This window comes from Sphingobacterium sp. UDSM-2020 (assembly GCF_016132525.1).
Lineage (GTDB): Bacteria > Bacteroidota > Bacteroidia > Sphingobacteriales > Sphingobacteriaceae > Sphingobacterium > Sphingobacterium anhuiense.
In genome coordinates, this window is sequence record NZ_CP066166.1 from 908,301 (window position 1) to 920,485 (window position 12,185).

Here is a 12,185-nt window from a genome sequence, read left to right on the forward strand (position 1 = left end):
TTCAACAAAATTCGTTTACTACAGAAAATATCGCAAATTGCCTAAGTATAAGTTAACATCGAATGATTCATAAAATATTTTTAACGCTAAGTGTACTAACTGCTGCCAGCTTAACAACAGTATTTGCACAACCTAATCAAGCGTTACCGATCAATCAATACCGGGCCACAGAGACTAAAATCAATGATTTGGTCCATACTAAACTGAATGTAAAATTTGATTACGGAAAACGCTACCTATATGGAGAAGAATGGTTGACGCTAAAACCTCACTTCTATCCGACCGACTCTTTACGCTTAGATGCCAAGGGGATGGACATAAAAGAGATTGCATTACAAGAAGGTAATCAAAAAACACCACTCAAATATGATTATGATGGCGAATCGCTATTCATTAACTTAGGAAAACCATTTCAAGGGACCGAGAAATACACCATTTATATAGCCTACACTTCTAAACCAGATGAATTAAAAGCCAAAGGCAGTGCGGCAATTTCCGATGCAAAAGGATTGTATTTTATCAACCCGGATGGAAAAGTTCCAAATAAACCGATCCAGATATGGACACAGGGTGAAACGGAGGCCTCTTCGGCCTGGTTTCCTACCATAGATAAACCAAATCAAAAAACTACTTCTGAAATCTCCATTACGGTTCAGGACCACTATACAACCCTTTCTAATGGAGCGTTAACAGCACAGCATAAAAATACGGATGGTACCCGAACAGATACTTGGGAAATGACCCAAGCTCATGCTCCATACCTATTTATGATGGCCGTTGGTGATTTCAAAATAACAAATGATCACTACAAATCCATTCCGGTAGATTATTACCTCGAACCAAAATACGCTCCATATGCGAAAGATATATTCGGCAAAACACCAGCAATGATGGCTTACTACAGTCAAATTTTAGGCGTAGAATATCCCTGGAATAAATATGCCCAAGTAGTTGCGCGAGACTATGTATCGGGAGCTATGGAAAATACAACCGCAACTTTACATGGTGAACCGGTACAAAAGACAACACGGGAATTACTAGATGATAATGAGGAAGGAACTATTGCCCATGAACTATTTCATCAATGGTTCGGTGATTTAGTAACAGCCGAATCATGGTCAAATCTGACCATGAATGAATCTTTTGCAACATTTGGAGAGGTGATATGGCGCGGTCATGATGGCGGACAAGATAAAGAGGATAAATCTCGGTTTGAAAAACTGCAAAGTTATTTAAGATCGACCAAAAATGGAATAAGCCCTACCTTAGCACGCTTTCATTATAACGATAAAGAAGATATGTTTGATAATATTTCCTATTCAAAAGGATCGGTAATTCTCTATGCATTAAAAAATCAGATGGGAGATGCTGCTTTCTATAAATCGTTACAAAAATATTTAACAGACAATGCCCATAAAACAGGAGAAACGCACCAGCTTCGACTTGCTATGGAAGAAATAACAGGTAAAGATTGGAGTCCATATTTCAATCAATGGTATTATCAAGGCGGTCATCCTATTTTAAATATCCAATATACTTATGAAAATGGGACGCAGAAATTAGCCATTAAGCAGATGCAGGATGTCAGCGTGCAAACGTTCACTTTACCTTTAAGCATCGATTTTTATACGGCAAATGGAAAAGAGACTAAAAGTATTCTTATTAATCAGCGAGCACAGGAATTTAGTTTTCCTTTTGAACAAAAGCCTGATTTTATCGATTTTGATCCTGCTAAAATATTGGTTGGTGAAGTCATCGATAATAAAACAATGTCCGACTATACGTATCAATATCAAAATGTACCGACCTATTATAACCGTATTAAAGCAATTGGATATGCCTTACACAATAAAAATACGGAAACAACAAAATTGTTAATAGAAGCATTAAACGACAAAGAAGAAGATCTTAGAGCTGCTGCAATTCAAGGATTGGATTTAACAGACCCATCCGTTAAAAATAGTGCTGAAGCAAAAATTATCTCCATGGCGCAACAGGATCCCAAAACGAAAGTAAGAGCTTCAGCATTGGTCGCATTAGGAAATAGCGGTAATCGTAAATACTTGCCTATTATTGAAAAAGGTCTAAAAGAACAATCCTATGCTGTATTAAGTGCATCATTGCTGGCCATAAAAAAAATCGCTCCTTCAAAATTGGATAAATCAATTGAATCATTGGATTCCGAAGCAAAAGCATATTTAGCACCATTCATCAAACAGCTTAAAGAAAAACGCTGATGGTAATTTTTAATGGATGTTATTTCCATTAAAAATTAGAATTGTAAAAAACAAATTTATCGAAGTTTGAAATCCGAAGTGATTTAGGTAGTTTTGACCACATGTCAACAGGAAAAAATATCTATTTCGCTTCGGATTTTCATTTGGGATCTTATCCACAAAGTAAATCCAAAGAAAGGGAACGTCTAATTATATCTTGGCTTGATCATATTAAAGATGATGTTGCTGAATTATATTTAGTCGGTGATATTTTTGACTTTTGGTTTGAATACAGTACCGTTGTACCAAAAGGATATATTCGTTTTCTAGGAAAACTGGCAGAATTGGTGGATAAGGGAGTCAAATTAACCATCTTTAAAGGAAATCATGACATGTGGATGTTCGATTATTTTAAAAACGAACTGCAAGCAACTATTGTCGATGACGAACTACTCATAAACCGAGATCAAAAATCTTTTTATCTCCATCATGGTGATGGCTTAGGTGCGGGAGATCGTAAATATAAAATCTTAAAAAAATTCTTCCGAAGTAAGACCTGTCAATGGCTATTTGCAAGATTGCACCCAAATTTAGGAATCGGCATTGCCACACGCTGGTCAAAACACAGTCGACTTGCTAATAATGAAGATGAGCATTTTTTAGGTGAAGATCAGGAATGGCTCATTGGTTATGCAAAAGAAATGGAAGCCAAGCAGCACCATGATTTCTACATTTTCGGACATCGTCATTTACCTTATGACATTAAACTTTCGGATCAGAGCCGAGTGATAAACTTAGGTGAATGGATGAATTACCAGACCTATGCAGTCTGGGATGGTCATAAACTAAAACTTGAAAAATGGTCGAAATAAAAAAAAGTTTACGCGATTGCCTTTTGAGTTACTACCCCTTAGAAGCTGAGGATATTGAGGCTATAGAAGCTATTACGACCGAAGTCCATATCCCTCGGAATACCATCATTATACAACAGGACAAACTGCAACATGATATCTACATACTATCATCAGGATTAGCACGCGTCTATTATGAAGTTCCTAATAGAGAAATCACCCTTGATTTTAATGATGCAGGCTGTATGCTGATGTCGATCAATACCTACGCCCGAAATGAGCCTGGATATGAAAACATTGCTATTGTAGAAGATGCTACTTTATTTAAAATAAACTCTCCAGCCCTTTTCAGGTTGTATGAAGAAAATATTCGCATTGCTAACTTAGGGAGAAAAATTGCAGAGTACGAGTTTATTAAAATTGAACAGAGAGCGATGTCCAAACTTTTCAATACTGCACAAAGTAGATATATGGATCTGCTCGATAAATACCCCACTTATATCAACCGTATCAAATTAGGTTACATTGCCTCCTATTTAGGAATTTCCCAAGTCACCCTAAGCCGTATCCGCGCCAACATTCGGTAATTTTTTAACATTAGTAAAAAATAATTACGCTAATTGTATCCATCTTTGCAAAAAAAAAGGCTATGAATTGGATATTATTAATTTTAGGTGGGTTATTTGAAATTGGGTTTACCACCTGCTTAGGAAAGGCAAAACAAAGCGAAGGTTCTGCCATGTATCTTTGGTATTTCGGATTTGTCCTTTCCCTGTTTTTAAGCATGGGTTTACTAATCAAAGCAACGCAAACCTTACCGCTCGGTACTGCGTATGCAGTTTGGACAGGAATTGGTGCCGTAGGAACAGTTTTAATCGGAATCTTCTTCTTTAAAGAACCTGCAGATTTTTGGCGCATATTCTTCATTTTCACTCTTATCGCATCTATTGTAGGCTTGAAGGCAGTTTCTTCACATTAAGCAATAGAACTATTATTAAATCGACAAAATTTCTTTACTTTTGTAAGCTTAAAAGCTCTTGCGCATGTCGCAGGGTTTGAATAATGTGAATTATGTTAGAAAAATTACAGGCGATAAAAGAAAGATGGGAAGAAGTGGAGGCTGAATTAAGCAATCCAGAGACCATCAAAGATATGAAGCGTTTTGCCAAATTAAATAAAGAATACAAAGATTTAGGCAAAATCGTAGATCAGTACCATATTTACAGAAATATGGTAAGCAATATCGATACCAATAAAGATATTATCAGCAATGAGAAAGATCAAGAACTTCGCGATATGGCGAAAGAAGAACTTGATGAATTATTAGTTGCAAAAGAAGAGAAGGAAGATGAAATCCGCATGATGCTGATTCCGAAAGATCCGGAAGATGACAAAAATGCAATTTTAGAGATTCGTGGTGGTACTGGTGGTGATGAAGCGGCATTATTTGCAGGTGATTTATACCGTATGTATACCCGTTTCTTTGAAACCAAAGGCTGGAAAGTTGAGGTTATGGATGTAACGGAAGGAACTTCTGGTGGCTATAAAGAGGTAATCTTGAAAGTAATGGGTGAAGATACTTACGGGCAATTGAAATATGAATCAGGTGTACACCGTGTACAACGTGTTCCTGATACAGAAACGCAAGGTCGTGTCCATACTTCTGCGGCATCTGTTGCTGTTCTTCCAGAAGCTGAAGAAGTGGATGTTGACATCAACCCAGGAGATGTTGAGATGCATACGTCACGTTCAGGTGGTGCCGGTGGTCAGAACGTCAATAAGGTAGAAACAAAAGTACAGTTGACTCACAAACCTTCTGGTATTGTAGTGGTATGTCAAGTAGAACGTTCTCAATTAGCGAACCGTGAATTGGCAATGGAAATGCTCCGTACTAAACTTTACGAGATCGAATTGAACAAAAAGAACGGCGATATTGCAGCAAAAAGAAAAACTTTAGTCTCAACCGGTGACCGTTCTGCAAAAATTCGTACTTATAACTACCCTCAGGGAAGATTTACAGAGCACCGTATTGGAATGACAACATACAATTTACCAGCTATTTTGGACGGTGATATTCAGCCGATTATCGACGCATTACAGTTCGCTGAGAATGCAGAAAAGATGAAAGACGGAGCCGTAGACTAGTTTTTTTTAAAATAATATTAGCAAATAAAGAAATAAACGCTATATTTGCACACCTTCAAGAGAGAAGGTAAACGGTCTGGTAGTTCAGCTGGTTAGAATACATGCCTGTCACGCATGGGGTCGCGGGTTCGAGTCCCGTCCAGACCGCCAGAAATAAGAGAGTAATCTCGAATAGTTCTTTAACAACATTTAAAATTTGGTCCGGTAGTTCAGCTGGTTAGAATACATGCCTGTCACGCATGGGGTCGCGGGTTCGAGTCCCGTCCGGACCGCCAATTTTAAATAACATTTTACATTTTTCGGTCTGGTAGTTCAGCTGGTTAGAATACATGCCTGTCACGCATGGGGTCGCGGGTTCGAGTCCCGTCCAGACCGCCAAAAAAAGTAAAAACGGTCCGGTAGTTCAGCTGGTTAGAATACATGCCTGTCACGCATGGGGTCGCGGGTTCGAGTCCCGTCCGGACCGCTGGAATAAAAAAGCTTTCAATGCAAATTGAAAGCTTTTTTTGTTTATTAGGATTTCTCCCTAATTCACCTGTTCTTTTTTTATTACATTTTCTATAGATAGCTTTTAGTATAGCTATACGAAATATGCATAACGCAAAACATGTTCAACATCTTGAACATCTAAATACCCTATTATTTTAACGCTTTTAATCTATTTTTCAAACTCAGAGATAGATCTAGCAGATTATTGTGGTAACTCGTCCCTAAATATCATTTTTGACTCATAATAGCGCAAGACAAGCTTATCATTGGCTAACTGTCCAAATTAAATGTACACTCTAAAATTCCTATCAATATATAGATACTGACAAAAAAAAGAAGCCTTAATATGCAAGGCATACGAAGGCTTCTCTTTTGCTTTATTATAAAGCTATTATTCTGCGCTCACAGAGAATTCCGCTGCTGCAGCAAAGTCTTGTCCATTTTGCGAACTTAATGCTGTAAAACGAATAAAACGACCTTTTACTGGCTTAGCCAAAGTTACTGTCTTCGGTTTTCCGTTATTTTCGAAATTACCTTCAGCAACTGGCTCGCTCCAATTCTTACCATCTGTACTCACTTGCAATTTATAGCCTTTAATGGTACCATTACCACCACCTTGACGTGGGGTATAGGTAAAAGCTTTAATGGTTTTAATTGCATTCGCATCAAAATCTACCCAATGCGGATATTGTGCCACAGTAACAGAATACATCGAATGCCAAATTGTACTTGGATCACCATCTAATAAATTAGAAGCTTCACCTTCCCCTGTTTCTTCACTCGAAGCAAATACAACTTGCATCGGTATACTTTCTATTTTAGGAAATTGGAAGGAAGCTTTCAATTTCTCATTGCCCTTTGCCCATGCTGTCACAATACCACCTTCACGTAAGTTAACAGGAACTTTGTATATTTGTGGCTTTCCTTTACCAATGGTATAATATAGTTCCGCACCTACCTGCTCACTTGCGATATACACATCACCGTTACGGCTTCTTGACACCGAGATCGGCACATCACCCGCTAGAGATACCTGAGACTTCTGACGATAATCCTGATTAGCAACAGGACGGATAATAAAGCCAAACGAAGTTGATTTTGCTTTCACACGATCTTGTTCCAATGGAGGTCCTTGCCCACAGCTATTTCCACCCAAACCGGTAACTGCCGCATCCACATGTAAATGTGTACCTGAGCTTTTTGGTAATTTATAGGGATGACTTGCTAAGGTAACTTCCATCTCACTCCACGGCAGTGCAGATGTCGACATATGATCTTTGGCAATAAAGACCACACCAGACCCCGACTCATCCGTTAAAGCTGTCCAACGCACCTCTTCATTATTACTCATACTTTGAGGATTGGGCCATGGAACAAATTGGTCTTTAACCGTACTCGTATGTAACTCTATATTCTGTGCAGTTTTACGGTCTGCATAGTTATTGATCGGTCCTCTTCCGTAATACGTATAGTTGCTATATTGTTCTGGTAGCTGCAAACCATAACCTAATCGGGCTAAAGCTAACGTTTCATCATTGGATGTTACATTAGCGGCTAATTCGAGCGAACCATCTTGATATACTGTCCAGACCTGATTTGTTGTAAACTTGAAGTCATTAGCGCCAAAAGGTTTGTCTTTATGTTCTTCAATCGTATATGTTCCAGAAGTACCACCATGAATAGTCGCTGCATTAGGCGCTTGCGATTCGACCATAAATGACAAAATGATTGCTCCATCTTGTCTCGTGTAGATCGAGCTGGATAATGCTTTGTGCTTCAGATTATGTAAGCCCTTTTGAAACCATTGCTGATAAGCCCAGTTATCATTATCTACTGGTGCACGGAAAGCATCTAATTTAGGTCCCTCTCCGTCACGAATAACCTGTTTACCAGCATAGTTTAGGCTATAAATACTACCATTTTCCGTATCAAACTTAATAATGAAATCTGAACCTTTAATTACTTTTAACTTTTGTTCATCAACGATGCTTAGTTTAGCGTTTGTCTGAACAGCAGCTATAGTAGGTTTTTCACTTGCAGCTTTAACAAACAACTGTTCCTCCATCTGTAAATATCCTTTAGCTGCCCATAATTGATCTTTAGCTAATAAGAACTGTACTTTAACAAAGTATTCCGATTGTTTATTTAATTTTTGAAAGTCCAAAGGTAATGTAACCACTTTCTTCTCACGAGCTCCAACTGTTTCACCCTTTACTACTGAGACAGGCTTCTGTATCTCCACACCATTTTCATATAAAGACCAAACGATATCGTAATCTGCTAAAGAAACAAAATAGTTCTTATTAAAGATTTCTATTTTACCCTGTGCAATATCAACAGCCTTAACGCCCACATTCTGGTAAACTTTCTTTACCTCATAATATTGCGGCTTTGGCTTCATATCTGCGAAAATCAAACCATTATTGACAAATGTTCCATCATTAGGTTTATCACCAAAATCACCTCCATAAGCAAAGAACTTTTCACCAGACTGTTTATCATAATAATACATGGCCTGATCGATCCAATCCCAAGTAGCTCCGCCCATAAAGAAATTTGTCGATTCAATTGCTTCCCAATAATCAATCAGGTTACCTGATGCATTCCCCATAGAGTGTGCATATTCGGAAATATGGAAAGGGTATTTCATCTTAAACTGCCCTTTTACAGCTTGACGAACCCATTCGATCGAAGGGTATTGGTTCGACCCCATATCAACGATATTATTATTACGCTCGTACTGAACAGGACGTGATGTATCAAATTTTTTAATCGCATCATATGCCGCTACAAAGTTGTTTCCAGGGCCGGCCTCATTACCCAATGACCAGAGAACAATAGAAGGATGATTTACATTTGCATGAACCATCTCCAAGTTACGTGCTACGTGTGCATTCTTCCATTCCGGAGGGTGTGAAAGAGAAGCATCGCCATAGTAATATTCATGACTTTCAATATTAGCCTCATCTTCTAAATAGATTCCGTATTTATCACATAAGTAATACCAATATGGATCATCTGGATAATGTGAATTACGAACATGATTGATATTCGCTTTCTTCATCAAGATGATTTCTTGCTCCATCTGCTCATGTGTCACCACTTTTCCTTTCTCAGGATTTGATTCATGGCGATTTACCCCTTTCAATTTTACAGTTTTGCCATTTACAAAGAAATAACGTCCTGCCAAACCAAACTCATCATCAGAAGCCTTTGTATCTTTAATTTCCACTTTACGGAAACCAACATAAAGAGAAGATGTTTCTATTGTACGGTTTTTACTATCTTTTAATTCAGCAACAAGTGTGTACCGGTATGGACGCTCTGCTGACCATTTATTTGGGTTTTCAACTTGAAGAGAAGCTTTCACGATAGATGAGGTATTCGGATTAACATCTACCACATCACTCGATACCAAAATAGATTTTACAGCTGTATTAACATCGCTATAAAGTTCATTCGCATAAAGACTATATTTAATCTGATGACCTTTAGCAACTTTTTTATCTTTATTTAAGATTTCAGCTTTAATACTTAAAGTTCCATTTTGATACTTTTCATCCAGATCTGGAATGGCGACAACATCACGAATCTGAACCTTCGGCTTTGCTGTTAACGCGACAGTTCTAAATATCCCCGGAAGACGGAACATATCCTGAGCCTCAATAAAAGAAGCATCGGAATTCCTGTACACTTCTACGGCGACAACATTTTCACCTTTCTTATTCAAATAATCAGTGATATTAAAAGAAGCGACATTACGTGAATTTTTTGAGAAACCAACATACTTCCCATTGATCCATAGATAAAAAAATGAATCTACCCCATCAAAATTAATATAGATATCACGGCCGTCCCAATTAGTTGGCACTTCGAATGAGCGTCTATAAGATCCAACTTCATTTCGGTAGATATACGTTGTCCAATGCTTTGGTGGGGTACGCATAACACCTCCGCGCCAGTCATCCAATTTTACCTGATGTTGAAAAATAACAGGTTGGTTAACATAAATCGGCACACCATATTTTAGCGTACCATCTTTTTGAATGCCCGCTATATTCCAGCTCATTGGAACACCAACATTATCCCAAGCTGTTACATCTGCTTGAGGATCAAAAAAATTCTTCGGTCTTTCATCAGGAGTTTTTACCCAATTAAATTTCCAGGTACCGTTTAAAGACTTCCAATACTCACTACTTTCCGGTAATACTTTACGAGCCTTATCAGCATCTTTAAAAGAGAAAAAATAAGCATGGGGTTGCTCCTTATTGAGCGCGAGGTCTTGGGGAGACTCCCACTCTTTACCTGTTGGAATCGTTTCGACCCCATAACGAAAGCCTGCAATCGGATCACCGATTTGTGCATTCGCCTGAAAGGCCGATGCTAATAAAACTGCCATGACACAGCTTATTCGCATAGATAATGATTTGATCATATTCATTTATTAAATAGAGGTTGTCCACAAAAATATAAGCAATATAATGAAATACAAGTAGCTACAATTAATCATTCGATTGCGTAAAATTTATATATATAAAGATGGATAAGTTCCATTCTGTTCGAAAAGTTAATTAGGAAAGCTTCATAAACGGCTGAGTGCACAAAATCAAAAATAAACTTGATGCACACGAAACCGCTATTTTTTTCGTTTAAAAAATTTACGCTTATCAAAAAAAAAGAGTAGGTTTGGCCCTACGTAGAATGGGTTTTTCTACCAAACAACACAAATATTAAACTCGTTGGGTTACTATTAGTTATATTAAGGTATTAATAGGTGAGTAAGATCAGTAAATCAAATAAGCTCGAGAATGATGAGCAAATCATAGCCGGTATTAAATCGGGTAGTAGTATTGCATTGGATGCAATATATGAATTATACTATCCATCTATTGCCCATATGATTTCTCAAAATAACGGAAGCGAAGATGAGGCAAAAGATATCTTCCAAGAGGCCGTGATTGTTATTTATGACAAGGTTTCTAAAGGTAATTTTGAATTAAGCAGTAAACTTAAAACCTATCTATATTCGATTTGCCGAAGACTTTGGCTTAAGCAGTTAAATCGTGCAGGTTTTGGATCAGTAGATATCCGAGGTTATGAAGATTCGTTACCGGATAACGATGATATCGAGCGACATCAGGAGCTTGACAAAAAATTTGACCAAATGGAACACGCAATGTCTCTTTTAGGAGAACCTTGTAAAACCATTCTCCACGATTTCTATATCCAGAACCATTCCATGCAGGAGATCTGCGAGAAGTTTGGATATACCAATACTGACAATGCCAAAACTCAAAAATACAAATGCCTGCAAAGATTGAAAAAACTATTTTTCATGCAGTAAAGAAATTAGTATAACAAACAATGAGTATGATGAGTCAACAAGAGTTTTTTGAATTAGCAGATCGCTATCTCAGGGATGAAATGATAAAAGAAGAGCGTGCTTCTTTCGAATCTTTCTGTGCAGAAAACCCTTCTTTCTCGGCACAGCTAACGCAACACCGTCAATTTCTTGACAATCTTAAAGATACACAGTCACGTATTGATTTTAAACAGCAACTCGCACAGTCCGCTAAAAGTTATCACCAGTCGCATCAGCAGGCGAAAGTGCTTCCGATGAAGCAAACAAAAGTAATCTCTTTATGGGAAAAATTGAAAGCAAGTTCATTAGTAGCTGCTTCGGTAGCCGTAGTTGCCGTATTTTCCACATTATGGATTTCAGGATATTATAAGAATATTGATAAAGCTAATACAGATTACAGTGCATTGAAGCGTGACATGAATAATGTGAAGAAAGATGTCAATGAACATAATGCTGCGCTGAAAAGTATTAATAATAAATCAACCAAAGCAAGTGAATCTTCTGTCAGTCAATATGGAGCTACAGGGTTTATGGTTTCAAATAATGGTTATGTCGTGACCAACTACCATGTTGTAAGCGGTGCAGATTCAATATACCTGCAAAATAATAAAGGGGAATCATACAAAGCACAGGTAATCCATTCGGACGCCAGCAATGATTTAGCGATACTACTAATTGAAGATGCTAACTTTAAAAGAGGCAAAACTTTACCATACACCTTTAAAACCGCAGCATCAGATTTAGGGGAAGATATTTATACGATAGGTTTCCCACGGGATGAGGCCGTGTACGGGCAAGGATATTTGAGTTCATCGACAGGATATGCCGGTGATACAATCGCTTATCAAATTTCAATCCCTGTTAACCCAGGTAACAGCGGTGGTCCAGTAATGGACACCAAAGGAAATGTTATCGGTATTATCTCCGGTAAACAAAGAGGGATTGATGGTGCCGGTTTTGCAATCAAAACAAAATCGATATTGAAAGCATTAGATGAAATACCTGCCGATTCATTGCAAGGGCAAGTAAAATTAAATAAGAAAAATATGCTCTCTGGTCTTTCAAGAACAGAGCAAATAAAAAGAATGCAAGATTATATATACATGGTGAAAGTATATTAAT

General features: G+C 37.7%; 8 protein-coding genes and 4 tRNA genes. 11 read left to right on the plus strand and 1 reads right to left on the minus strand.

Features of this window, described 5'->3' with window-relative positions:
• The first annotated feature begins 62 nt into the window (after positions 1-62).
• From JAZ75_RS03835 to JAZ75_RS03875, 9 genes are all read left to right on the plus strand, one after another.
• A complete protein-coding gene (locus JAZ75_RS03835) occupies positions 63-2,237 on the plus strand; it encodes a M1 family aminopeptidase (protein WP_208700317.1) in 2,175 nt (724 codons plus the stop codon).
• A gap of 101 nt (positions 2,238-2,338) precedes the next feature.
• Positions 2,339-3,088: a UDP-2,3-diacylglucosamine diphosphatase gene (locus JAZ75_RS03840; protein WP_132772509.1), complete on the plus strand. Its 750-nt coding sequence runs from the start codon at positions 2,339-2,341 to the stop codon at positions 3,086-3,088.
• Entirely contained in the window at positions 3,076-3,654 is a 579-nt protein-coding gene (locus JAZ75_RS03845) for a Crp/Fnr family transcriptional regulator (RefSeq protein ID WP_132843880.1), read from the plus strand. Before JAZ75_RS03840 ends, JAZ75_RS03845 begins: the two co-directional genes overlap by 13 nt.
• A gap of 62 nt (positions 3,655-3,716) precedes the next feature.
• Entirely contained in the window at positions 3,717-4,046 is a 330-nt protein-coding gene (locus JAZ75_RS03850) for a DMT family transporter (RefSeq protein ID WP_021189301.1), read from the plus strand.
• A 92-nt stretch (positions 4,047-4,138) separates the two neighbouring features.
• A complete protein-coding gene (gene prfA / locus JAZ75_RS03855; protein WP_132772513.1) occupies positions 4,139-5,212 on the plus strand; it encodes a peptide chain release factor 1 in 1,074 nt (357 codons plus the stop codon).
• Between the two features lie 73 nt (positions 5,213-5,285).
• A tRNA-Asp gene (locus JAZ75_RS03860) sits at positions 5,286-5,362 on the plus strand.
• 48 nt (positions 5,363-5,410) lie between these two features.
• A tRNA-Asp gene (locus JAZ75_RS03865) sits at positions 5,411-5,487 on the plus strand.
• Positions 5,488-5,513: 26 nt separating this feature from the next.
• Positions 5,514-5,590, plus strand: a tRNA-Asp gene (locus JAZ75_RS03870).
• Positions 5,591-5,604: 14 nt separating this feature from the next.
• Positions 5,605-5,678 (plus strand) — tRNA-Asp (locus JAZ75_RS03875).
• 414 nt (positions 5,679-6,092) lie between these two features.
• Here JAZ75_RS03875 and JAZ75_RS03880 read toward each other — a convergent pair.
• A complete protein-coding gene (locus JAZ75_RS03880) occupies positions 6,093-10,136 on the minus strand; it encodes a glycoside hydrolase family 2 TIM barrel-domain containing protein (RefSeq protein WP_208700319.1) in 4,044 nt (1,347 codons plus the stop codon).
• 339 nt (positions 10,137-10,475) lie between these two features.
• On the opposite strand from JAZ75_RS03880, the gene JAZ75_RS03885 reads away from it, so the two are divergent.
• On the plus strand, positions 10,476-11,045 hold the full coding sequence (locus JAZ75_RS03885; RefSeq protein WP_208700321.1) for an RNA polymerase sigma factor: 570 nt from the start codon (positions 10,476-10,478) through the stop codon (positions 11,043-11,045).
• A gap of 26 nt (positions 11,046-11,071) precedes the next feature.
• Positions 11,072-12,184 carry a S1C family serine protease gene (locus JAZ75_RS03890; RefSeq protein WP_232789350.1) on the plus strand — a complete coding sequence of 371 codons (1,113 nt, stop codon included), beginning with the start codon at positions 11,072-11,074 and terminating at the stop codon, positions 12,182-12,184.
• Position 12,185 lies beyond the last annotated feature (1 nt).

What these genes read in the sequence shown, in the direction of transcription:
- prfA (WP_132772513.1), top strand. Translation starts at nt 4,139, where the DNA reads ATGTTAGAAAAATTACAGGCGATAAAAGAAAGATGGGAAGAAGTGGAG.
- JAZ75_RS03880 (WP_208700319.1), bottom strand. Translation starts at nt 10,136, where the DNA reads ATGATCAAATCATTATCTATGCGAATAAGCTGTGTCATGGCAGTTTTA.
- JAZ75_RS03890 (WP_232789350.1), top strand. Translation starts at nt 11,072, where the DNA reads ATGATGAGTCAACAAGAGTTTTTTGAATTAGCAGATCGCTATCTCAGG.
- JAZ75_RS03850 (WP_021189301.1), top strand. Translation starts at nt 3,717, where the DNA reads ATGAATTGGATATTATTAATTTTAGGTGGGTTATTTGAAATTGGGTTT.
- JAZ75_RS03840 (WP_132772509.1), top strand. Translation starts at nt 2,339, where the DNA reads ATGTCAACAGGAAAAAATATCTATTTCGCTTCGGATTTTCATTTGGGA.
- JAZ75_RS03835 (WP_208700317.1), top strand. Translation starts at nt 63, where the DNA reads ATGATTCATAAAATATTTTTAACGCTAAGTGTACTAACTGCTGCCAGC.
- JAZ75_RS03845 (WP_132843880.1), top strand. Translation starts at nt 3,076, where the DNA reads ATGGTCGAAATAAAAAAAAGTTTACGCGATTGCCTTTTGAGTTACTAC.